18 protein-coding genes are annotated in these 24344 nt (G+C 35.2%); 14 read left to right on the top strand and 4 right to left on the bottom strand.

The window, feature by feature from the left end:
- Nucleotides 1–16: 16 nt before the first annotated feature.
- The 5 genes from EKM64_RS01175 (at nt 17) to cydC (ending at nt 7145) form a co-directional block, all read left to right on the top strand.
- Nucleotides 17–1048, top strand: coding sequence for a hypothetical protein (locus EKM64_RS01175; protein ID WP_125674746.1), 1032 nt, complete (start codon nt 17–19; stop codon nt 1046–1048).
- 176 nt (nt 1049–1224) lie between these two features.
- Nucleotides 1225–2667 (top strand): cytochrome ubiquinol oxidase subunit I, encoded by a 1443-nt coding sequence (locus EKM64_RS01180; protein WP_125674748.1) that lies wholly within the window; start codon nt 1225–1227, stop codon nt 2665–2667.
- On the top strand, nt 2664–3677 hold the full coding sequence (gene cydB, locus EKM64_RS01185; RefSeq protein WP_125674750.1) for a cytochrome d ubiquinol oxidase subunit II: 1014 nt from the start codon (nt 2664–2666) through the stop codon (nt 3675–3677). The genes EKM64_RS01180 and cydB overlap by 4 nt, the downstream gene beginning before the upstream one ends.
- Nucleotide 3678: 1 nt before the next feature.
- Nucleotides 3679–5418 carry a thiol reductant ABC exporter subunit CydD gene (gene cydD, locus EKM64_RS01190; RefSeq protein ID WP_125674752.1) on the top strand — a complete coding sequence of 580 codons (1740 nt, stop codon included), beginning with the start codon at nt 3679–3681 and terminating at the stop codon, nt 5416–5418.
- Entirely contained in the window at nt 5415–7145 is a 1731-nt protein-coding gene (gene cydC, locus EKM64_RS01195) for a thiol reductant ABC exporter subunit CydC (protein WP_125674754.1), read from the top strand. Before cydD ends, cydC begins: the two co-directional genes overlap by 4 nt.
- 49 nt (nt 7146–7194) lie before the next feature.
- Here the strand turns inward: cydC and EKM64_RS01200 are convergent, their stop codons facing one another.
- Together EKM64_RS01200 and EKM64_RS01205 are read right to left on the bottom strand one after the other, a co-directional pair.
- Nucleotides 7195–8703, bottom strand: coding sequence for a hypothetical protein (locus tag EKM64_RS01200; RefSeq protein ID WP_125674756.1), 1509 nt, complete (start codon nt 8701–8703; stop codon nt 7195–7197).
- A 699-nt stretch (nt 8704–9402) separates the two neighbouring features.
- On the bottom strand, nt 9403–10374 hold the full coding sequence (locus EKM64_RS01205) for a polyprenyl synthetase family protein (protein ID WP_125674758.1): 972 nt from the start codon (nt 10372–10374) through the stop codon (nt 9403–9405).
- Nucleotides 10375–10456: 82 nt separating this feature from the next.
- Here EKM64_RS01205 and EKM64_RS01210 point away from each other — a divergent pair, with 82 nt between their 5' ends.
- Nucleotides 10457–11371: a 1,4-dihydroxy-2-naphthoate polyprenyltransferase gene (locus EKM64_RS01210; RefSeq protein WP_125674760.1), complete on the top strand. Its 915-nt coding sequence runs from the start codon at nt 10457–10459 to the stop codon at nt 11369–11371.
- On the opposite strand, the gene EKM64_RS01215 is transcribed toward EKM64_RS01210, so the two are convergent.
- Nucleotides 11368–12561: an acetate/propionate family kinase gene (locus tag EKM64_RS01215; protein WP_125674762.1), complete on the bottom strand. Its 1194-nt coding sequence runs from the start codon at nt 12559–12561 to the stop codon at nt 11368–11370. The genes EKM64_RS01210 and EKM64_RS01215 overlap by 4 nt on opposite strands.
- 125 nt (nt 12562–12686) lie before the next feature.
- On the opposite strand from EKM64_RS01215, the gene EKM64_RS01220 reads away from it, so the two are divergent.
- The 6 genes from EKM64_RS01220 (at nt 12687) to EKM64_RS01245 (ending at nt 19945) form a co-directional block, all read left to right on the top strand.
- Entirely contained in the window at nt 12687–14594 is a 1908-nt protein-coding gene (locus tag EKM64_RS01220; protein WP_125674764.1) for a hypothetical protein, read from the top strand.
- Between the two features lie 93 nt (nt 14595–14687).
- Nucleotides 14688–15626 (top strand): glycosyltransferase family 2 protein, encoded by a 939-nt coding sequence (locus EKM64_RS01225; protein ID WP_125674767.1) that lies wholly within the window; start codon nt 14688–14690, stop codon nt 15624–15626.
- Between the two features lie 138 nt (nt 15627–15764).
- Nucleotides 15765–16352 (top strand): TetR/AcrR family transcriptional regulator, encoded by a 588-nt coding sequence (locus tag EKM64_RS01230; RefSeq protein WP_125674769.1) that lies wholly within the window; start codon nt 15765–15767, stop codon nt 16350–16352.
- A 9-nt stretch (nt 16353–16361) separates the two neighbouring features.
- On the top strand, nt 16362–17519 hold the full coding sequence (locus EKM64_RS01235; protein WP_125674771.1) for a cation:proton antiporter: 1158 nt from the start codon (nt 16362–16364) through the stop codon (nt 17517–17519).
- A gap of 88 nt (nt 17520–17607) precedes the next feature.
- Nucleotides 17608–18795, top strand: coding sequence for an NAD(P)/FAD-dependent oxidoreductase (locus EKM64_RS01240; RefSeq protein ID WP_125674773.1), 1188 nt, complete (start codon nt 17608–17610; stop codon nt 18793–18795).
- A gap of 163 nt (nt 18796–18958) precedes the next feature.
- The gene (locus EKM64_RS01245; RefSeq protein ID WP_125674775.1) at nt 18959–19945 is read left to right on the top strand and encodes an IS30 family transposase; all 987 of its coding nucleotides are present in this window, start codon (nt 18959–18961) and stop codon (nt 19943–19945) included.
- Between the two features lie 148 nt (nt 19946–20093).
- Here the strand turns inward: EKM64_RS01245 and EKM64_RS01250 are convergent, their stop codons facing one another.
- Complete coding sequence (locus tag EKM64_RS01250; protein ID WP_125674777.1) at nt 20094–21284, bottom strand: ammonium transporter; 1191 nt, start codon at nt 21282–21284, stop codon at nt 20094–20096.
- Nucleotides 21285–21457: 173 nt separating this feature from the next.
- Here EKM64_RS01250 and EKM64_RS01255 point away from each other — a divergent pair, with 173 nt between their 5' ends.
- Both EKM64_RS01255 and EKM64_RS01260 read left to right on the top strand, forming a co-directional pair.
- Nucleotides 21458–22222, top strand: coding sequence for a DUF1003 domain-containing protein (locus tag EKM64_RS01255; RefSeq protein ID WP_125674779.1), 765 nt, complete (start codon nt 21458–21460; stop codon nt 22220–22222).
- Nucleotides 22223–22243: 21 nt separating this feature from the next.
- The gene (locus tag EKM64_RS01260) at nt 22244–24265 is read left to right on the top strand and encodes a KUP/HAK/KT family potassium transporter (protein WP_125674781.1); all 2022 of its coding nucleotides are present in this window, start codon (nt 22244–22246) and stop codon (nt 24263–24265) included.
- Nucleotides 24266–24344: the final 79 nt, after the last annotated feature.

Consider the following 24344-nt stretch of genomic DNA (forward strand, 5'->3'; position numbering starts at 1 on the left):
AAGAGGAGATCAATTTATGGTAAGAATCACAAAAATATCCGTCGGTAGTCTACTATTAATTTTGTCCATCGTTTTAATGGTTAGATCCGGATTTGAAAACTTCATCGCAGCTTTAGTAGGTACCGGAGATATTGGAGGAGCAGCTGGCATTTTAATGGCTATTACATATATTATTGCCGCTGCCATCTATATTTTAACTAATCGTACTTACAGTGTCGTTCCCGATGTAGTTAGTTTCATTATCTTGATCCTAGGCGGTTTGATGGGATTATTTAATGCTAACATCCCCGGAACTCACTTCTTAATTATCTGGGCTTGGGTCGGAATTGCCATTGGTGCTATCGTTTTGATCATAAGTATCGCTGACTTAGTCTTGCATCCAGCTTCAGATGAAGATGAACCTGACGAACAAGAAGAAAATTTCAACAATCAATTTGATTACAACAATCAAATGCCTAATAACATGCCAAATAATCAAATGAACCAGTATCCTAATCAAAATGGTCAATTTAACCAATACCCTAATAATGGTAATAATGGATATCAGCAATATCCTGATCAAAATCCACAACGTAACCAATATCAAAATCAAAATATGAATCAACCTTATCCAAACCAGAATCAAAATTATGGTTATAATCAACCGGCTCAAAACAATTCATATCCTAATAATGTAAATCAGAATAATATGAACCAAAATCCAAACTTTGGTGCAAACCCTAATCAACCCAATCAAAGATCGTTTTCATCAAATCAATTTCCAAATAATTATCAATCGAACCAACGCCCAATGAACAAGTTTAACCAGAATCAATCTGTTCCACCAAATTCTGTAAATAATTCTTATCAAAGTCGGCAAAATCAATTTCCAAATAACCAATTCAACGATCGGATGAATAACAATCCAAATAATGGTCCTGTTAATCAACCGCTTTCACAAGGACAAAGACCACAAAATCCGCAACAAAATCAATTACAAAACCCTAATAACAACAATCCTTACGCATTAGGTAATTTTGATCCTTCAAAGCGCCGTAGTAAGCGTTAACTGAATGTGAAAATATTTTAACTTTATATCTCAAAAATCATATGATTTTTGGGATATTTTTTTATGTAAAAATTAAAATAATAAACAAATGCTCTCTGTTGATTAATACCCTAATTAATCATATGATAAACGTAGATTTAGGGATTTTTAATAAGTTATAAGGAGGCTATTTTACCATGCTAAGTGTTGGATTAAGCATTGTCTCTTTGGCGCGTTTTCAATTCGCAATGACAACTGTTTTTCATTTCTTCTTTGTTCCGTTTTCAATCGGAATGGGTTGTCTTGTCGCCGTCATGGAGACTATCTATGCTGTTAAAAAAGACAAAGTATATTTAGATATGGCAAAATTTTGGGGAAAAATCTTCCTATTAAGTTTTGCTGTAGGTATTGTTACCGGTATTATTCAAGAATTCCAGTTTGGTATGAACTGGTCCGAATATTCTAGATTTATGGGGGATGTTTTCGGTGCTCCACTAGCTATTGAAGCTTTACTAGCATTCTTTATTGAATCAGTCTTTATTGGTATTTGGATGTTTACCTGGGATCGTTTCAAGCCAGGTGTTCATGCATTTATGATTTGGATGACTTCAATTGGTACTATGTTGTCAGCTATTTGGATCTTGGCTGCCAATAGTTTCATGCAACACCCAACAGGTTTTAAGATCAATGGTTCTACTGGACGTATCCAGTTAACTAATTTTGGTGACGTGATTGGCAATCCACAGTTGTGGAGAGTCTTCCCTCACGTTATTCTCGCCGCTATTTTGACTGCCGGTGTTGTTATCGCTGGTATGAGTGCTTGGGGGCTACTTAGAAAGAAGAAGGGTGAAAATCTTTTCTTCAAAAAATCATTACGCTTTGGACTATGGGTAAGTATGATCTTTGCTATCCTATCTGCTGCTGCTGGTGATTTTCAAACACAACAAATTATTAAAGATCAGCCTATGAAATTTGCTGCTACTGAAGGTATTTACAAGACGACTAAAGACCCTGCCCCATGGACAGTAGTTGAGTCAATTGATGCTAACGGTCACAAGGCTTCTCATCAAGTTGATATTCCCGCAGCATTAAGTATCTTGGCATATCACAAGGCCAGTGGATCTGTTAAAGGCATGAATGCAATCAATACCGAAATGCATAATAAATATGATAAAAAATTCGGTAAAGATATGAATTACTACGTTCCACCTAAGACTATGTTCTGGAGTTTTAGAGTCATGACAGGTATTGACGCCTTGATCATGTTGGTCGCACTATTTGGATTAATTTGGTCACGTAAGAATAAATATACTATTGAGAACAAGAAATGGTTCTTAGTAGTACTAGGGCTATGTATCTGGGTTCCATTTATTGGTAATTCAGCTGGTTGGTTCATTACAGAATTTGGACGTTATCCATGGATCGTTTATGGATTATTCACAATTGCCCAAGCTGTATCTCCTACATCTACCGTCGCCAGTCTGCTATTCAGTAATATCATTTACTTCTGTCTCTTCACATTACTTGGTGGAGTAATGGTCTGGTACTGTAGAAAGACCCTTCATCATGGACCTTATTACGAAGAGAAGGATTCTATTGAAAATGTTGATCCATTTGCAAAGGAGGCCTTTGAAAAATGACACTAAGTATATTGTGGTTTCTAATAATCGGACTTCTATTTGCGATTTTCCTATTCCTTGAAGGATTTGACTTTGGTGTAGGTATGGCAACTAGATTGATTGCTCATAATTTAGATGAACGTGAAGCTTTAATGTCATCTATCGGTCCACATTGGGACGGAAATGAAACATGGCTCGTTACCGCTGGTGGTGCAATGTTTGCTTCATTACCACTTTGGTATGCATCACTATTTTCAGGTTACTATTATGTATTACTATTGGTTCTAGTAGGATTAATTCTTCGTGGTGTTTCATTTGAATTTACTAAACACGCTGAAACAAAGACAGGTAAAAATATCTGGCTTTGGGCATTCTTCATCGGTAGTGTTCTACCTCCATTCTTACTATGCATGATGCTTTTAAGTATGGTTCAAGGTATTCCAATGAATGCTAATGGTGACGCCTTTCCTAAGTTCTTCGATGTTGTTAACTGGCTTTCATTAGTCGGTGGTGTTGCTGGTGTGCTACTATCACTAGTTCACGGTTTAAACTTCATCAGATTAAGACTAGACGGTCCACTTCGTGATCGTGCCCGTGATTTAAATAAAATAGTTTATCCAATTCTTTTTGCAGGTGAAGTAGTCTTCGCAATTTTGGTATTCTTCCAAACAGACTTCTTTACTAAGAGATTTACATCATCACTACTTATTACAGTTCTAATCGTTGTCTTCTCACTCCTAGGTTACTATGGTGTGCTAAAGAACAAAGAAGGTTGGAGTTTTGCCGGTAGTGGATTATCACTAAGCATGGTTATCGTCCTACTATTTAATGGATTATTCCCACGTGTCATGATTGCTACAAACCCAGCACACAGTATTTTAATTAAAACTGCTGCTAACTCTCACTATACATTGACGATTATGACGATTGTCGCCTGTATATTGGTACCAATCATATTAATTTACTTCATTTGGTCTTATACTCTATTTACAAAGAGAATAAACCCAAAGGACAATACGGTGAAATATTAATATGATCGATAAGCGATTATTTCGCTTACCTGGAACAAAACAACTTTTAATTGTGCTTGCAGGATTAACTCTCTTGCAAGCTTTTGTTGTTTTATTCCAAGGTAAGTATTTAGCAGAGGCTCTAGTAAACTCTTGGAATCAAAAGGCATTACAAACGATAATCCTACCAATGACCTTGTTTGCGATTGCCTTCATTCTCAGACACTTACTAAATCTCATCAACAACAAAATCGTCGAAAATTATGCCAGTAAAACTTCAGAAGAAATTCGTTCTCAATTACTAGATCGAGTTTATGAAGCCGGACCTTCACTTCTATCTGAAAAAGGTACAGGTAATATCGTTACTGCATCATTAGATGGAATTGATTTGATCGAAAATTATTTTAAATTGATTTTTACAAAACTGATGAATATGACCTTCATACCACCGGTTTTATTAATCTATATTTATACGCAAAATATTGCTTCCGGTATTACTTTAACGATAATTGTGCCTTTAGTTATTCTATTCATGATCATTTTGGGAATGGCTGCTCAGGCCAAGGCCGATGCACAATATCATCAATATACGATCCTTTCAAACCACTTTTTAGACGCCTTACGTGGTCTACCCACACTGAAAATGTTAGGTCTAAGCAAACGTTATGCTAGAAATATTTATACCGTCAGTGACGAATACCGCCGTCGGACAATGAATACTTTACGTATTGCTATCTTATCGACCTTTGCCTTAGATTGGCTTACAACGCTTGGAATTGCCATTCTGGCTGTATTTTTAGGACTAGGACTTATCAATAATGCCTTTCCACTCTTTCCAGCTTTGGTAACCTTGATTTTGGCACCGGAATATTTTCTGCCTTTAAGGGATTTTTCAAGTGATTACCACGCTACTTTAGATGGTAAAAATGCTCTTGGTTCGATCTTTTCTATCTTGGAAAAAGACGATACAAAGGCTGAGGAAAATGACCTCAAGAAACTGACTTGGAATAAAGATTCAAAATTAGAAGTCGATAATTTGATTTTTAATTACCCTGACGGACAAAATAACCACGATTCTAGTTTAGATATCAAGCGGATCCAACTACATGGTTATCAAAGGATCGGCGTTATAGGTAAATCAGGCTCCGGAAAAACAACTTTGATCCGGACCTTGGGTGGTTTTTTGAATCCTGATAACGCTAAAATCAAAGTCAATGATCAGTCGATAAATTCATTAAAACAACGCACATGGCAAGATGAATTGGCCTTTCTGCCACAGTCACCTTACTTATTTGCTGGAACAATTGCTGAAAATATTGCCTTTTATAAACCAAATGCGACAGAAGAAGAGATCCAATTTGCGAGTGATAAAGCTGGATTAAAAGATTTCTTGAAAACTTTACCTGATGGATATCAAACTATTATCGGTGAAGGTGGACGCGGTATTTCTGGCGGGCAGCAACAAAGAATCATGATTGCTCGTGCTTTCTTGGCGAGTGAACGTCATATCTTGATCTTCGATGAACCAACAGCACATTTGGATATTGAAACTGAGTATGCCTTGAAGAAGCCTATGGAAGAATTATTTCAGAATCATTTAGTTATATTTGCTACTCATCGACTACATTGGATCAAAGAAATGGACTACGTTATCGTTATGGATAACGGAAAAATCACTGAGCAAGGTACACCTGATGAGCTTTCTGATCATAACGGTGCTTTTAATCAACTTATAAATAATATGCGGGGGGATCAATTATGAAAGTTTTCAAACATGATACTTGGGTCAAACCGTATATCAAAAAGTACAAAGGACTATTGATCTCAGTTTTATTATTAGGACTTCTCACATCATTCTGTGCTGCAGCATTGATGTTTACTTCTGGTTATACAATAGATAAGGCCGCAACACATCCAGTCAATATTCTATTGATTTACGTACCGATCCTTTTGACTAGAGCCTTTGGTATCGGACGTCCTACCTTTAAGTATATTGAACGTCTCAAGAGTCACAATTGGGTTTTGAAAGTTACTTCTAATTTGAGAACAAGACTTTATACGACTTTGGAGAGTGATGCCTCATTTTTTAATGAACATCATAAGGCCGGGGATATTATGGGTTTATTATCTGAAGATATAAATCACCTGCAAAATCTTTATCTAAGAACAGTTTTCCCTACCGTTATAGCGTACCTATTAACAATTATTGGTTCACTAGCCTTAGGAATCTACACACCTGCTTTTGGTATTTTTGTCTTCTTACTATTAGTGATTGAAGTTGCCGTCGTACCTTTCGTATCGGTAATTATTGAAAATAACCGTAAAGAATGTCAGAAACAACTTAAAAGTTCTCTGTATACCAAATTGACTGATAATATTTTAGGTGTTGATGATTGGATCATCTCTGGACGTTTTAAGGATTTCAAAAATCTTTCCGCCCAAGATGTTGATGAATTAAACAAATCTAAAGATAAGTCAAAATCATTTAAACGTAATCGTGACTTCGTATTGCAACTTATATTTGCTGCAATTGCAATTTGCTTTTTGATTTTTACAAATCTAACGATGACTGACAACCAGGGACAAGCTAACTTTGTAGCAGCGGTCGTTTTGAGTTTATTTCCACTGTCAGATACTTTGATCCCTGTCAGTCAAGGATTTGAAGAATGGCCACAATATCGTGATTCGATTGAACGTTTGAATAAAATTCAGCCTGTAAAAAATGAGTTACCCGATCAAGTTGACCTTAGACCAAATGACTTTAAATCTTTAGATCTGGATGACGTTAACTTCGAGTATAGTAGTGACTCGCCCATATTGATCAAACACTTTACTCAACATATTAAAAAGGGTGAAAAATTGGCTTTACTAGGGCCTAGCGGTATTGGTAAAACTACTATATTGCAATTGATATTAGGTGATTTAATACCTCAAACAGGTAAGATTGAAATCAATGATATTGATATTCAGGCTATTCAAAAGAACCGTGACAAAATTTTTTCTGTGCTAAATCAAAAACCATTCTTATTCAATACCTCAGTTATCAATAATGTTCGTTTAGGTAATGAAAACCGTTCCGACGCCGACGTTATAGAGGCAATAGAACGTGTTGGTTTAAAAGATTTGATTGAATCACTTCCAGATAAATACAATACTAACGTTGGTGAAAATGGCGCTCGATTCTCAGGTGGTGAGCAAGAAAGAATTGCTTTAGCAAGGATTTTATTGCAAGATGCCCCAATAGTCTTACTTGATGAACCGACTGTAGGACTTGATCCTATAACTGAGAATAATCTGCTTGATACCTTCTTTGATGTCTTGCAGGATAAAACTATAATTTGGGTAACACATCATCTTCAAGGGATAAAATATGTCGATCATGTCGTCTTCATGAATGATGAAAAAATTGAAATGCAAGGTTCTCCTGAAGAACTTTATAAATCAAATAAACACTTCCAAGAACTATATCGAATGGATCAAGGATTATAAAAATAGGTCTTCAAAAATCAGATTGATTTTTGAAGACCTATTTTAATTTCTATTCCATTCTAAAGATTTTCACATTACGATGATTAAAACGTAAATTCTTTACAAAATGCCATTTATGGTTAGTTGCTAAGAATGAGCCTTGATTGTTTAAATCATCCTCATAAATCATTGTTAAATCACCAGTCGATGCTTTACTGATATTATCAACACTTCGTAAGTAACCATAAGAGTTTACAGGAGCTGGAATAATACTGCCATTTTTCCCTTTAGCATCCTTTACCATCTTTAAATATTGAGAATCATTTATCGGATTACGAACTAGTCTAAACATATCAAATGTCTCTGAAAGACTTTCAATATAAAGATGATCATGTTTATATCGTTTTACCATCATTCTATCAACTGTTCTAGTTTCCTCTACAGATCCTAATGAACTATTAAAATAAGTTTTTTCATGATCAACACCAAAATATGAGTTAAATACAAATACATAAAAAACTAGAACAGGAACTGCAAGAAGTACTCTCCAGCTAACTCGATGTAACATTTTAAAGGCGGCGTACAATCCGTAACCAGTTAAAATGGCTAATGGGAACCAGATAAAATTCCAATGATTATAATTCGGTCGAATAATCATTATGCCAGGAATAAAAGAAAAAAGAGCTTCTAATATAATGACCCGAAAATTAATCGCACTTTCACTAAAGAAAGACTTCTTAGCAAAAACTCCCAATACAGTAAATATCGTCATAAATGGGAAAATAGCTCCGTAAGGTGCCACACTATTTTGAGGCAAACTATCTGTTCCCAACAATACTTGTTTTATTCCCATATCAATATTCACTCTAATATTACTTAAGATCGAACCATCAAAACTGATTAATGATCCCACTCTATTAGCCTGTAAATATGGAAAACCAAAAAACATAAAAGTCGAAAATTTAGTAACATGCTGTATGTTGACCCTGTAAGCAAAAATTATTAATGGGAATGCAAAGACAAAAATTATGGCTGCCCAAAATAGCATTTCCCTTAGCGAAAACCACCTCTTAATAATTCCGGTCACAAACAGAATAACTATCAAAAATGGAAGATATATCCAAGCTGCGATGTATCCGTAAGCTGATAAGGACAACAAAATCGCTGAACACATTAAAAGAATATATCTTTCGACCTTATAAGATCTAGCCATCGACCCATACATAGATACTAATCCTAAAATAACAAATATCGGTGAAATATTAGCATCCAGAACCCACCTACTTGATACGAATAACCAAGGTGTTGTAACTAATGAAACAGTGATACAAACTGCTAAAAGCTTCTCTTTGGAGCTTAAATATATGGCTGCTATGATGCTAATAATTGTTATTATAGTTAATATTGCAATTGGTAATCTAAACGACAATATAGAGAATCCAAATATTTTAACAACTGGGATTACGATCCATGAATACAACACGGATTGTCCCTGACCCCAGACACTTGCAAAATAGATAGGATTCTTAAGACCATGGATATCCGTTCCATAATTCACTCTACTTATTACTTCATTCATATAATTGACTTCATCAATATACAAACCAGGTATGTGCCTTATATTAAATAATAAAAGAAAACCAAATATTAATACCAATATTGAAATTACCAATATGGGCATTTTCTTTCGAAAAATCTGATGAAACCCTTCCCCTTTAAAAATAATGCTTCCCTCCGTTTTTAAAACTTAACCTTCTAATTCTACTCGAAAAATTAATTTGTTTCTACAGTTCAAAAGAATATTATCTAATTTGCGGATATTAACTTGTATACAGTAACCGTAATCGACAATCTATATTTTTCCTGTTTATCGTATTAAATTAAGGCCTTACAATCTAAGTTAAAATTTTATAAATCCCGTCATGAGATACTTATTTTTCTTTAAATAATTAAAATCTATCTTTTGCGCAGAGGACAATTTCATCGTAGTATATCCAGAAATCAGAATACTGGACGTGATCATATGCTAAAGTGGGATTATTTTTACATTACCGGATTATTTATTTTTATTATGTTTTGGTTCAATTTACTTTACTCTGATAGTATTTTATTAGATCCTCTGTCATTTTTATTGCTATTAAGTGTAACGGTTTATTTAATTATCAAAGAGCGTAATCAAATTGCTCGTAAAACTCGTCATTTAAAAAAAACTTTCTTCGATAATATAAGCAAAAAATAAAAAACACCAACCAGCGTTATAACGCTAGTTGGTGTTTTCTTAATTTATTCGGTCGATCAATTTCTTCACAACTTTGCTTAATATTTTCTTGTTTTCCTTATCTGGTAATTTATCAATTCTTCTCAAAGCATGATTACTATATGTTAACGCAATCTCTTTAGTCTTATCCAGATATCCTTGATCCACCACAATTTGAGCAGCTTGAGTTATCTCTTGATCAGTCAAATTATTTCTTGATAATATTTCAATTAATTCGGTATTCTTATCCTGCAATCCTAAAATATAGGGTAACGAGTAAACACCGTTACGTAGATCCTCAAAATTAGGTTTCCCCGTATCCGTACTGCTACCAAAATCCAAAACATCATCAATTATTTGAAATGACATTCCTATATCATGCCCAATATTTTTAGACAAATTGATCAACTTCTGGTCTCCACCAGACACCACCGCACCCATCATAGTACTTAAGCTGAATAGTTCGGCTGTTTTACCTGCAATTTCAGTAAAATACATTTTGGCAGTTGCATTAACATTATAATTGATCAACATCTGATCTAGCTCACCTGTCAAAATCTTCTTCATGCTCAATGCATTCAAGAGCACATATTTTTGTGCTGGCAAATATCTAGAAGCAAGTTCAAAGTAAACGGTAAACAGATAATCCCCAGCATAGATGGCGTTACGTTTTCCATAACGGGTATGGATAGTAGTCTTAGAGCGACGCATTGGTGAATCATCTATTACATCATCGTGGATCAGCGTAGCTACATGCAGTAACTCCAATGATGCTGCTAAGGGAATCAATTCAGAATCTGGCCTCTCTTTGGGTCCAATTTCACTGAACATTAGAAAGAAAGCCGGGCGCAACATTTTACCACCGGAGGTTAGATCTTCGATCATGGATCTGATTTCTTCATTCTTTATATCAACAATACGATGAATATACTCAGTGGTTTGATCGACTTTCTTCCCCATCTGTGAATACTTTTTCCAAATTGAATGCGACATGTAATCCCTCTCTACCCGTTACTTGTAGTAATATTTTAAATAACCTTATAATATAATATATCAAATTAAAAGGAATGATTATTTGAAACCATCAATTTTTTTAGAACTAGTTGAAATTAAGGCTAAGACAGCTAGCGTTTTTCCCTTCTTAATGGGAACTTTATATTCATATTATCACTGGCATTCAATTAACGCTCTTGAGTTGATTCTATTCTTTATCGCAATGTTGCTATTCAATATGGCCGTAGACATCAATGACAATTACTGGGACTACAAAAATGCTACTGGCAGTGAGAGCTTTCGTCGCGAAACCAACGTTATCGGAGTTAACAATTTAAATATTCATTTGGTCGGTTGGCTAGACTTTTCGTTTAGCTTAATTGCTGGCGTTATTGGCTTATATATTGTATATAAAACTGGAATACCGCTACTCATTATGGGAATATTCTCGTTTGCAGTCGGCTTCTTTTATGCCGGAGGTCCAAAACCAATCAATCGTGGTCCGCTGGGTGAATTTTTCTCTGGCTTTACGATGGGATATGTAATTTATCTAATTGCTATCTATATCAATACCTTCGATTCTCCAACAACTATTTTAGATTTTAAATTTTACGGAGATGCACTTTTATCGTCATTACTTACCGTTTTTGCCATCTCAAACCTCTTATTGGCTAATAATATTGCCGATGATAAAGAAGATATCGGACTAGGGCGAAAAACACTCGTTTACTATTTGGGCAAAAGCAATTCCATCTTCATTTTGAAATCCCTATATATGTTAGGATATTTGGCCCTGGCCTGCTCAGTCATCATTGGACTATTACCAAAAATGATGTTACTGACATTTTTGATTACACCAATCGTCTACAAGAATACTATTGGGTTCACTAAAAATCCTATCAAAAAAGAGACTTTCCCATTGATTATCAAAAATCTTTTATTGATAACCTTAACTGAAGTAGTCTCTTTTGGATTAGGGGTACTGCTAAATTTCTAATTTAATAATTTAGCAAAGCTGTATGTGTCTTGAGCAATCATTAATTCTTCATCAGTTGGAATTGTGTAGCCAGCAATTTTAGAGTCATCAGTTGTGATCTTGACTTCTTTACCACGAAGTTTGTTATTTTCTGAGTCAACTTTGACACCCATATAACTAAAACTGTTCAAAATATCCTCACGAACCTCTTTAGAATTTTCACCTACACCGGCTGTGAAGGCCAAAACGTCAACTCCACCCATTTCAGCGATGTATGAACCGACATATTTCACAATGCGGTTACGGAAAATTTGTAGTGCTAAAGCAGCACGTTCGTTGGTATCCTCAACAGCTTCAATATCACGCATATCAGCTGAAACTCCAGAAATACCAAGCAACCCTGATTTATGATTTAGAATATCTATCATATCTTCAATGTTATTCAAACCTAATTTCTTCATCAAATAAGGGATCATTGATACATCAAGGTCACCACTTCTAGTACTCATTGTGATACCAGTTAATGGTGTGAATCCCATTGAGATATCAAAAGCTTTACCATTCTTAATAGCACTGATCGAAGCACCACTACCTAGATGCATAACGATGACATTCTTATCTTGAATGCCGCCATCAACTATTTCATTTAAACGTTGAGCAATATACCTGTGACTTGTTCCATGTGCACCATAGCGACGTACCTTATATTTCTTGTAGTCTTCCAAATCAACGCTATAAAGATAATTTTCTTCAGGAATATCGGTAAAGAAAGAAGTATCAAAGACACCGACTTGAATTGCCTTTGGTACTAATTTCTTAAAGACACTAATATAGTAGGCTTCGATTTTATTGTGTAGAGGTGCATACTCAGATAACTGTAGGATTTTATGAAGATTCTCATCGGTTACGATTTCAGATTTCTTAAATTCTTCACCGCCAGCTACGACACGATGACCAAAGGCAACGATATCTTCAAACCTTTCAATGATCTTTTTGTCCTTTAGAGCATCTAAGATTGATAAGACCGCAATTTCATTTGATTCAATTGCTTGTTCATATTCAATCTTTTCACCATTATATTTCAGTTTAAAAACTGATTTTGGTGTACCCAAACGATCGATCATTCCAGAAGCAATCGTTGCTTTCTCCGGCATTTCGAACAGTTTCCACTTAAGTGTGGAGCTCCCCGCATTTATAGCCATTATCTTCATATTCAAATCTCCTTTTTTTAGGTATTAACATTTGTTTAAAATGGCTTTGTGTCAGCTTTACACCAATTTAAAAAAATGCTACTCTTTAGTAACTATTATAAGTCTTTTCCTGGGGGAATTCATTCGTGAAATTATTTAACATGTTACGCAAAATAGATGAGAAACCAGATTCAAAAAATGAAACTGTAGCGGACGAACTACCCGATACACAAGAAAAGGATCAAATAACATCTACTGATAATAATACACCAGCAGAAACGTCAGATGAAAGCGCTAATTTACCTGTATCTGTAAAAGATCAGCGTCTTGGCATCGAAGACCAAATGAATGAACTTTCTCACCAATATACACAATTGAGAAATGATCTAAAAACTAATCTTTTTACCGAAAAAGATGACCTAGAAAATAAAAAAGGAACTTTATCCAATTACTTAGACACATTGAATCGTGATCAATCGGAAACTGACGAAAAGTTGGCTGATATTAAGTCACAAAATGACAATGCTGAAAAAGAGAAATTGGCTAGAGTTCGTGCGGACCAAAAAGAACAAGAAGAGTTTTTGGCTGATTACAAAAAACAAAAGAATACTTTAACTGCCAAAATCGAACGTAACCAACAGAATCTCGAAGAGCAACAAGCCGATTTAGCTAAAAATGAACAATCCGAAAAGGACTTGTCTGGTTCTATCAAGGAAGAAAAAGATCTACAAAAAATGCTTGTTTTAATGGAAGATCAAAAAACTTCTATCAACAAGTTATATGATCAACGTGCTGACATTCAAAATAATATCGACGATATTAATGCTGACATCAAAAAGCTCAATGAAGAACTTGACGATGTTAATGCTAAGATCAATCAAACTAATTCAGCTATTAATTCACTTAAGGGTAATGCTAACCAAATCGAAAGTAAGATCAAAAATGATCGTAACTATCGTATTGAAACAACGGCTAGTCTTGAAAGACATGTTCAAAGTCTTGATGAAGAACACAAGAAGATCGAATCTGAATTATCAGAAGTAAATAACAATAAGGCTTACATTGAAAAATACATTAAAGATGTATTCCATTCAGCATTCCTAGTTCGTGACGTCTATTTAGATAAAGACAAAGACTACTATGTTTTAGCGAATTCATTCGATGACAATAATCAAATGAGTAACCTATTTGATACGATTCGTTTCTTGGAGTCTAAGTTACAAAAATCAGTTACTGTCATTTCAACTTTCTACAACGAAAAACTTGCTGAAACAATTAACTCTGAAATTCAAACAAATCACTTAGAAAATCCTAATGTGATCAATTTATTTGATCAATTACAAGTCAGTGCTAATCCAACCGAACAACCTGTTTCAATTCCTGAAAATGATGGTTGGATCACTAGAACCGATGTTGAGACTAAAGATACTTTGATCTATGACCAAAACAATAATCTTTTGATGACCGTTGAATATGACAATGAAAAAATAAATCGAATCAACTACTACAAGAACGAACAAATCAATAAGACCAACGTTTACAATATTTCTGGCCAATTATCATCCGTTCAAATTTTCAATAAAAAACAAGATTTAACAGAACAAAGCTTCTATAGAACAGACGGTTCCATAGTTCTCACTGTCATATTTGAAGGTGAAAAGGCCAATAGTTACCAATTGTTTGACGCAAACGGTTTATTAGAACATGACTTCAACAAAAAAGATGAACTAATTGCATGGTGGCTTAAGAGTTTAACTCTTGATACCAGCAATGGGATCTTCGTTGGTAACAATGACGACTTACTATATAAATTAATTACTAATGACAACAAGATTGAAAATGATAAATTTATCCCTCTTCTTACAAATGCTCAAAAGAATATAAAAGAAGTTATAAATCTATTGACTGCAAATACTAATATTTTGAATATCTTGGTTGAACATGCTGAAGACTTACAAGCTATTGAAACTTCAACAACTCGTGATATCAGTGTCAGCTCGATCAGTCATTCAAGTAGCAACGAATTGTATTTACCAGATTCACTTAAGATTTAACAATGCGGGGCAAAAGGCAGTCAAGCTGACTGACCTTTGTCCCGTATTTTCGAGCATTATTTAACCTTATCAAATAGATTGGAAGATATTTTTATGAAGACTATTTCTGTGGTCGTTCCTTGCTATAACGAGGAAGAGTCGATTGAGCTTTATTATGAAGCCATGAATAAAGTAAAAACCGAAAATAACAAATTTAACTTAGAATATTGGTTTGTTGATGATGGTTCCCACGATAGAACTTACCAAGTTCTACGTGACCTACAAAAAAAGCACAGTGACGAAGTTCACTACATCTCATTCTCAAGAAACTTCGGTAAAGAATCGGCTTTGTATGCGGGCTTAAACGAAGTTACTGGTGAATATACCGCCGTTATGGACGTTGACCTTCAAGATCCACCAGAAATGTTGGTCAAAATGTTTGATATGTTAGAGTCGGATGAAGATGACTATGATTGTATCGGTACGGCTAGAATGGATCGAGAAGGAGAAAATCCTATTATTTCCTTCTTCTCAAATTCCTTTTATGGTGTGATCAATAAAATGTCACAAACTAAGATCATTCCAGGTGCACGTGATTATCGTTTGATGACACGTCAAATGGTCAATGCAATTCTTTCAATGACTGAATACAACCGTTTTTCAAAAGGTATTTTTAGTTGGGTCGGCTTCAAAACTAAATACCTACCTTACAAAAACAGAGAACGTGTTGCTGGTACTACTTCATGGAACTTTTGGAAATTACTTAAGTACGCTATAACGGGTATCGTAGATTTCACTGAACGTCCTTTGATGTTTGCAACTTGGATGGGATCTGCTTTCTCTATTGCCTCAGTTATTGCTATTATCGCTATTATTATCAGAAAGATCATCAATCCAACAAGCAGCGTTAACGGTTGGTCTTCGATGGTAACTCTTATTTTACTTATCGGTGGAATACAATTATTAAGTATTGGTATTTTGGGTGAATATATTGGTAAAATATTCTTAGAAGTTAAAAAACGTCCAATTTACATTATTAAAGAGAAAAAATAACTAAATTAGACTGTTTGAGCATGCTAGTTGATGTTCAGATAGTTTTTTTGTATATTTTATTTATCAGATGATAAATTCACTTTTTTTAGGATTATGTTGGTATAATTAAGTTCAATGAACACGAGGGTGAAATAATTAATGAATTCCAGAGATAAACAAGCTGAAAAAACTAAAAATGCTATTCTTGAAGTAGCCGCAAAGGACTTTTTGTCCCAAGGTTATCAAGCCACTTCAACTAGAAAAATCGCTAATGAACTGCATATTACTCAGCCTAATATGTATCACTACTACAAGAATAAGAAAGTTCTCTACATGAAAGCTATCGAATACGCTGTAAGTGGTTTTAGCGAAGGACTGCTATCTGTCTACAAAGAGAACAAGGAACAACCCTTTGAGGATCTGATACTTACTATATCAACATATATGATTGAAAATTTCCGGATCAATTACTTCATGATGCGCCACGATATGGAGACTGTCTTTAATGATGAAGATCGTAAAAATATCGGTAAAAATTGGGATGGCGGTTATTATAAAGTTATGTTTAATATTTTCCAATCACACAAAAGTGAACTACGCTCTGATTTAGCAATTCCTGTTCAAGTGGGGACCTTTTTGACCATGCTTTTACCATATATCGAGTATAATGACGCTAAACGGAAGCGTAATATTGCTAATTTGAACACGATGGTCAAAATTTTTATCCATGGTATCGAAAGAAAGTAAGGAGGTAATATGGAATTTATAACATTACTAGCACTAATGCTCTTCCTAACTCTAGTAGTTAGCCATATTTTTAACCGACTCAATCTTCCCGCTGTTATCGGGCAACTAATCCTAGGAGTTATTTTAGGAAAAGGTGTTCTAAACATAGTTCAGTCGACTCACGAAGTGGAATTATTCGCTGAGATCGGCGTTATTTTGCTGATGTTTTTGGCAGGATTAGAAAGTGATCTGAAATTACTACGAAAACACCTACGTCCCAGTATCAATGTGGCAATCATGGGGGTTATTGTACCGGTATTATTAACTTTAATAACTGCACTTATTTTCAATATTAATCTTAAAGAGAGTATCTTCATTTCGGTTGTTTTTGCGGCAACTTCAGTTTCAATTTCTGTAGAAGTTTTAAAGAGTTTAAATTATCTATCAAGTAACTCTGGTGCAGTTATCCTTGGCGCCGCCGTTGCAGATGACATTTTGGCAATCTCCATTTTGAGTATTATGTCCGGAACTTTGACAGGAAACTTTTCAGCTCAAAAGCTAATGATGCTATTTGGTATGTGGGTGCTTTTCGGCGTTATTATTTATGTAGCACATCGTTGGATCATTCCACAGATCATGAAACTATCCGAATACATCGATGCTACGCATGCCCCAACTATTATGGCTTTAGTTATCTGTATGATTTTTGCTTATATTGCAGATATCGTACAATTAGATGCAGTCTTAGGAGCTTTTGTGGCAGGTATCGCTATTTCCAATGCACCTAAATATAATGAAAAAATCAACCGAAATATCGAAATTATCGGTTATTCTATCTTTATCCCAGTATTCTTTATCAGTATTGGAATCAGTTTGGAATTCAATAGTTTCTTCAAAGATTTTTGGTTGATTTTGGTCCTAACAATTACTGGTATCGTTGGCAAGTTGATTGGTGCTGGATTCGGAGCACGTGTATCAGGATTCGATTTAAAGGATTCATATGTTATTGGTTCAGGAATGATTTCTCGTGGTGAAATGGCTTTAATAATCGCCCAAATCGGATATGGAGTAAAATTATTATCCGATGAGTATTATTCGGCCGTTATTATCAGTATTATTTTGATTACGATCTTAGCACCATTCTTTTTGAAAAATTCTATTAGTAAAAACCCATTAAATACTAATTAGAAGTATCCCTACTTTATTTAGGGCTTCGGATAGATATATAATGGTAGCGTAAACAATAATATTTAAAAGACGAAGGAGACAAGTTATTATGGCCCATATTTTAGTATTAGGTGCAGGTTACGGTGGATTAAAGGCTGCTCGAGATCTAGCTAAAACTACTCCATCAGATACACAGATAGATTTAGTAGATAAAAATGAAAAGCATGTAGAAAAAACAGCGTTACACATGATTGCTGCTGGTACAAGCAGGGCAGATGCCGTTAGTTTCGACGTTCGTTCTGTTCTTCCTTCCAACGTCAACTTCATCAAGGCTACAGTTAAAAATGTAGATCTTGATAATAAATCAGCTAGTTTCGAAGATCACGATGATATTTCTTATGACTACATAATCGTAGCTCTAGGATTTAGATCTGAAGACTTCGGACTTGAAGGCGCAAGTGAAAATGCTCTTATTCTTCAAGATATTGAAACAGCTGAAAATATCTACAATAAGATCAATGAAAATATTGCTAACTACAAGGAATCACAGGATGAGGCTGATCTAAGTATCGTTGTCTGTGGTGCTGGATTTACTGGTGTTGAAATCTTAGGTGAATTGATCGATACAGCGAAGATCCTCAAAGCAAAATACGGCGTTCCTGAAATTAAGATTACATGTCTAGAAATGGCAACACATATCCTACCAATGTTCGATGAAGAACTTGCCGCTTATGCTGTTTCATATCTAGAAAAACATGGCATCAAGATTTTAACAGGTGCTAAGATCACTAAGATCGAAAAAGACGGCGTTATCTACATGGATGGCGAAGAAGAAAAACGTGTTGATGGAAATACTATCATCTGGACTGTTGGTGTCAGTGGTAGTGATGTTATCAAGGATTCAGGTCTTGAAGCTAGAAGAAATCGTGTTATGACAACTGCATTTCTAAATCTTGAAGATCACCCTGAGGCATTCTTTATCGGTGATGATTCAGCTATGATACCTGAAGGAGAGGAACGTCCTCTTCCAACAACTGGTCAATTGGCCATTGCTGAAGGTACAGGAGCGGCCTTTAATGTCGCTGCTTCAATCAATGGCAAGGATCTTAAGAAGTTTGTTTACCATTCACTTGGCACAATTGCTTCATTAGGTCAAAATCATGGTATTGCTGAAATTACAGACAAGAAGTTGAAGTTCAAGGGCTTCCCTGCTTCGCTTCTAAAACGTGGTTCAGCAGACAGAAGTATCTATGAAGTTGCCGGAATCAAGACAGCTATCAAGAAGGGTACAATTTAAAGAATTAGATAAATAGAGCCCTGGTAATCCACTTTGGATTATCAGGGTTCTTTATTTAATTCTTGAATTTACAATGTAAGTGCAACACGTTTAAAAAAAACTGACTCATCAGAGACAGCGTACAATGTAGTTTGTCTAGAACAACATATCCGGAGGTCTCCTGATGGGCCATTACTATCAGATTACATCATTTGAACGAGCACGTATAGAAGTCTTATCAAACCAACACATCTCAATTAGATCTATAGCTTCGAGACTAAACAGAAGTCCTAGTACCATTTGTAGAGAATTATCAAGATGCAAAAAAGGCTGCTATCAAGCAGAAATTGCACATAAAGACCATGTCACAAAACATACGAACAGCCATCGTTCCAGAATTCTAGAGAATGATAGCCTTCGAAATTATGTAGTTGATAAAATTTTGAATCATCAATGGTCTCCTGAACAAATTTCAAACAGCCTTAAGAGAAAATTTGGATTTTCAATCATTAGCTATGCGACAATTTACCGTGGTATTTATCTAAATAATCTAGGAATTAAAAAGAAATCCAAAGATGCCCGAGGACTGCCTCGCAAATTACGACATAAGGGTAAAACACGTCATGTTGCGGGATCGATTGAACGAAGAGGAAAAATATCAATCTCTAATTCTATCCATGAACGACCGGAACTTGCTAATAAAAGATCAAGAATTGGCGATTGGGAACTGGATACAGTTTTGGGAATCACAGCAGGACAGGTTCTCGTAACGGTCGTGGATAGATGTACAAGAATTTTGATAGCCAAACGAGCAAAATCACGTAAGGCAAAAGATGTAGAACCGATACTAATAGAAATACTCGAATCTCTACCGAAAGAGCAAAGAAAGACTCTGACCCCTGATAGAGGTAAAGAATTTAGTTCTCATGTAAATATAACTTCCAAAATGGAGATAGAATTCTATTTTCCTGATCCACATTCTCCATGGCAACGAGGATCCAACGAGAATACAAATGGTTTGATAAGAGAATATATTCCAAAAGGTTATGACATATCAACACTAAGCGATGAATATATTGAACATGTCGTCTCTGAAATAAACAGTCGGCCAAGAAAAATTTTTAATTGGCAATCTGCTTCAGAAGTTTATTTAATGAAGTGTTGCAATTGATTTGTAAATTCAAGTTTTAAAAAAAAATAGCCCTGCGCATAACGCAGAGCTAAGTTGATGAGGTGCGGCGACCTTCCGAACGCTTTCACGCCGATCGCGTACCCCCATCTGGTTTGGCACCACGATTAGTATCTCATTTTATCTTACCCTAAGTCAATTCAATATGTCTCAGTTCATCCATTTCTGGACTGTAAACGTCATCTTTCATCAATCTCTTTAATCCGGTTACAATTAAACAATTTATCACTACAACAAATACAATTGTAAATAAAACGCCCAATATTTGTATGAATAATAATTTAAAACCACCACCAACTAGAAGTCCACCATTCATCACGTTAGGATTTACCGTTCTAGTGGCAAATAATCCAGTTGCTAGTGAACCGATAATACCGCTGACACCATGAGAACCGAAAATATCCAAGTAATCATTGATGTGTAATTTATATTTCAAATTGTTCATAAAATAATAACTACCTAGAGCTGAAATAATTCCAATAATAAATGAAGCCATTATCGTTACGTACCCAGCTCCCGGTGTTACACCGACTAATCCGCAGACAGTGCCCGTACATATGCCGCTAAGCGTGATTTTACCCTTATATGTATTCTCCAAGGTTATCCAAGTTAACATCGCTGACAGAGGTGCTATGGTCGTTGTAAGGAATGCCTGAATTGCTTGAGCATTTAAAGCCAGAGCACTTCCTGCATTAAATCCATACCAGCCGATCCACAATAGTGCCGTACCAAATAGTATCCAAAACGAATTTCCTTTAACCTGACCAGCGGGCTTATAGGGCTTCAACAAAAAATTAGATAAAACCAGTGCTGTAATACCGGCATTGATATGAATAACTGTCCCACCGGCAAAATCCAAAACTCCAATTTTGGCTAAAAATCCATTACTGGACCAGACCATATGAACTAATGGGTAATAAACTAATAATGACCATAAAATAATAAAGCCAATAACAAACTTGATCCTAGTTCGGTTAGCAATTGCACCAATAAATAATGCTGGTGTCAAAATTGCAAACATCATTTGAAAAAGTATCACAATGGCCGTAGGTAATTTGGTTTGTTCAAAAAGTGCTGTAAGACTTACACCTGATAAAAACAAATGATTCAAATTGCCGATTATACCAAGGTGATTCCCTTCAAATGAAGCCGAGTATCCAATCAAAATCCACATCAATCCAGCTAGACCAAACATTAAAAAACTATCAAATAAAATTCTAGAAATGTCTTTCTTAGGAACAAATCCGCCATAGAATACAGCAATCCCTGGCGTCATTACCCAGACTAACAAAATCGCCAAAATCATAAATACAATACTCATAGACACCCCACCTTTTTATTTAATGTTCACGATTGTACTTCTTTTTTTTAATCAGGTATACCAATTTAACTTATTTAATTAAAATTTATTTAATTTTATAATATTCGTATAAGTTGTTTAAACATTAAATAAGTATTATCATCTATGTAAATTTATGGTCAGGAGGTTAAAAAATGACAGTCAGAAAAAATCAAGTCTGTGTTATTTGTAATAACCGGTTTTCCGCTACTGAAGGTCTTTTTATCAGAGACCTAAATCAAAATATCAAGATTTCCATTCATGAAAAAAATCCTGATGCAAAAAATTCATCTTTCATTTGTTTAAAAGATATTCAAAAGATCCGCCTTGCTCAAATGCAAGATATGATCGACAAAGATCTGGCAAAAGATCGAATGATGAATGCTGCTTTGCAAAAAGAACTCGCAAGGGATAACTATGTCACTAGAAATATCAATGAAACGATGCATGGCAAATTAACTAAAGGGCAACATTTAGCAGATATAGTTGCTAGATTCGGAGGTAGCTGGGGGTTCATTATCACATTTGTAGTGATTCTTATTGTTTGGATGGGAATCAATGTTTCACATTTTCTGGGTGTCAACTTTGATCCCTATCCATTCATCCTTCTAAATTTATTCCTCAGCTGTATCGCTGCTATTCAGGCTCCCATAATTATGATGAGTCAAAATCGTCAGGCAGATCGTGACCGTTTTGATGCCGAAAATGATTATAGAACCAACACCAAATCAGAAATGGAGATCAGGATCCTGCACGAAAAAATCGACCAAATGAACGAAGTTCAATGGCCACATATTTTGGAAATTCAAAAAATGCAAATTTCGATTTTGAGTGAATTGGAAAATGAAATTCAAAATCTAAAAGACGAACAGAATCGTCCCACATCTAGAAAACGTCATCCTACTAAACAAGATTTCTAGTGTTCGGAGGCAAATCAAATTATGATCAGAAAAACATCTTCATTTTCTAAAATGGGTATGCTGATAACTTTAGGAATTGTCTATGGTGATATTGGGACATCCCCACTTTACGTAATGAACGCTATTATTAACGATGCCGGCAGCCTAAAAGAGGCCGTGCCAGAATATATCATCGGGAGTATTTCACTAATTTTTTGGACCCTAATGCTCATAACAACGATCAAATATGTTTTAGTTGCTATGCAAGCCGACAATAATCGTGAAGGCGGCATCTTTGCCTTATATGCTCTCGTAAAATCAAGCAAGAAATGGCTTCTGATCCCTGCCTTGATTGGGGGTTCAGCATTATTGGCTGACGGAACTTTGACACCAGCGGTTACCGTAACTTCGGCTATGGAAGGTATCAAAGGTCAAAAATTCGGCAATCTAAATTTTTCTGACAACCAATTAGTTATTTTGGCAATCGTATCGGTGATATTGCTGACAATTTTTGTGATCCAAAAATTTGGTACTGAAAAAATCGGAAGATCATTTGGTCCGATCATGCTTGTCTGGTTTACTTTTATTGGCCTAATTGGCTTGAAAAATATGTTTTCTAACTTATCTGTACTAAAAGCTTTGTCACCTTTTTATGCGATAAAAGTCTTAACTAGTCCTGTCAATCACGTTGGTATCTTTATTCTCGGCAGTGTTTTCTTAGCAACTACAGGTGCTGAAGCACTTTATTCTGATATGGGACAAGTAGGTAAACATAATATTTATGCTACTTGGCCATTTGTTTGCCTAATGTTAATGCTGAATTATTTAGGGCAGGGTGCCTGGGTTATGACACATTTTACCGACAGTAAATTCGTCGGACTAAATACAGTTAATCCTTTTTATGAAATGATTCCATCTGAATTAAAAATTTTTGCTATTTTAATTGCTACATTGGCAGCTATTATTGCCTCACAAGCCTTGATAACTGGTTCTTATACTCTAGTTCAAGAGGCAATCGGTTTAAAAATATTACCTCGTTTGAAAGTTAAATTCCCTGGAAAATCCAAGAGTCAGCTCTATATCGGAACCGTGAACTGGATTCTTTGTTTGATCACTCTGGGAATCGTCTGGTCCTTTAAAACCTCCGAACATATGGAGGCAGCTTATGGTTTGGCAATCACCATCACAATGCTGATGACGACAATTCTTTTGCATCAATTCTTGATTATGAAAAAGCATCGTCACTTGGCTCTTTTATTTGTAGTCTGTTTTGTTGCATTAGAGTCGTTATTCTTAGTTTCTAGTTTAGTCAAATTCATTCATGGCGGATATATCACCGTTATAATTACTTCAATAATTCTCTTGATAATGATTATTTGGTTCTTTGGAAACAAACGCCGTGACGTCTATATGAATGAAAGTGAAAATGTTTCACTGCTTGACTTCATTCCCCAGCTAGAATGTTTAAGCAAAGATGAATCAATTCCAATGTATGCTACTAATCTAGTTTATATGCACAATATCAGTCCTGATTATTCGATGAAACGATCAATTATTTATTCGATCCTGGATCAAGAACCTAAACGGGCCAAGGTTTATTGGTTTATCTCAGTAAATCAAACTGACATCCCTTACGAATGTAATTACACTGTTGATATGATGCACACTAGAAACGTTGTCAATGTTCAATTGAATCTTGGTTTTAAAAAATCTCAGCACGTGAATATCTATATTCGACAAATCATTAATTCATTAATGAATGATGATGCGATCGATCGGCAAGATCCAAGATATTCGATGTTGCCAAATCGTCACGTTGGATCCTTCAAATTCATAATTCAAAATCAACAATTTCAAGATTTAGGTGCACAAGAATACATGCGCAGTCTTGACCGCTTTTTAATTGGTGGCAGATTATTATTGCAACGACTTACTATCAGTCCATCTCTTTGGTATGGTTTGGAATTCAGTGATGTTGTGGAGGAAAAAGTCCCATTATTTTTGGGAAGTCATGAAGATCCATATTTAGTTTTAAATAAAGTCAAAAACAGTAAAAATAAATAAAATGAAGTGCAATAAAAAAGTTAGACATTTTTATAAGTTTTAAGAAATCATGGATTGTCTCCTGTATTCTACAGGAGAC

It is taken from the genome of Companilactobacillus keshanensis, assembly GCF_003946205.1.
GTDB classification, from domain to species: Bacteria; Bacillota; Bacilli; order Lactobacillales; family Lactobacillaceae; genus Companilactobacillus; species Companilactobacillus keshanensis.

Bases quoted from the DNA above. Each gene is read 5' to 3' on its own strand.
- EKM64_RS01175 (WP_125674746.1), top strand. From the start codon at position 17: ATGGTAAGAATCACAAAAATATCCGTCGGTAGTCTACTATTAATTTTG.
- EKM64_RS01180 (WP_125674748.1), top strand. From the start codon at position 1,225: ATGCTAAGTGTTGGATTAAGCATTGTCTCTTTGGCGCGTTTTCAATTC.
- cydB (WP_125674750.1), top strand. From the start codon at position 2,664: ATGACACTAAGTATATTGTGGTTTCTAATAATCGGACTTCTATTTGCG.
- cydD (WP_125674752.1), top strand. From the start codon at position 3,679: ATGATCGATAAGCGATTATTTCGCTTACCTGGAACAAAACAACTTTTA.
- cydC (WP_125674754.1), top strand. From the start codon at position 5,415: ATGAAAGTTTTCAAACATGATACTTGGGTCAAACCGTATATCAAAAAG.
- EKM64_RS01200 (WP_125674756.1), bottom strand. From the start codon at position 8,703: ATGAATGAAGTAATAAGTAGAGTGAATTATGGAACGGATATCCATGGT.
- EKM64_RS01205 (WP_125674758.1), bottom strand. From the start codon at position 10,374: ATGTCGCATTCAATTTGGAAAAAGTATTCACAGATGGGGAAGAAAGTC.
- EKM64_RS01215 (WP_125674762.1), bottom strand. From the start codon at position 12,561: ATGAAGATAATGGCTATAAATGCGGGGAGCTCCACACTTAAGTGGAAA.
- EKM64_RS01225 (WP_125674767.1), top strand. From the start codon at position 14,688: ATGAAGACTATTTCTGTGGTCGTTCCTTGCTATAACGAGGAAGAGTCG.
- EKM64_RS01230 (WP_125674769.1), top strand. From the start codon at position 15,765: ATGAATTCCAGAGATAAACAAGCTGAAAAAACTAAAAATGCTATTCTT.
- EKM64_RS01235 (WP_125674771.1), top strand. From the start codon at position 16,362: ATGGAATTTATAACATTACTAGCACTAATGCTCTTCCTAACTCTAGTA.
- EKM64_RS01240 (WP_125674773.1), top strand. From the start codon at position 17,608: ATGGCCCATATTTTAGTATTAGGTGCAGGTTACGGTGGATTAAAGGCT.
- EKM64_RS01245 (WP_125674775.1), top strand. From the start codon at position 18,959: ATGGGCCATTACTATCAGATTACATCATTTGAACGAGCACGTATAGAA.
- EKM64_RS01250 (WP_125674777.1), bottom strand. From the start codon at position 21,284: ATGAGTATTGTATTTATGATTTTGGCGATTTTGTTAGTCTGGGTAATG.
- EKM64_RS01255 (WP_125674779.1), top strand. From the start codon at position 21,458: ATGACAGTCAGAAAAAATCAAGTCTGTGTTATTTGTAATAACCGGTTT.
- EKM64_RS01260 (WP_125674781.1), top strand. From the start codon at position 22,244: ATGATCAGAAAAACATCTTCATTTTCTAAAATGGGTATGCTGATAACT.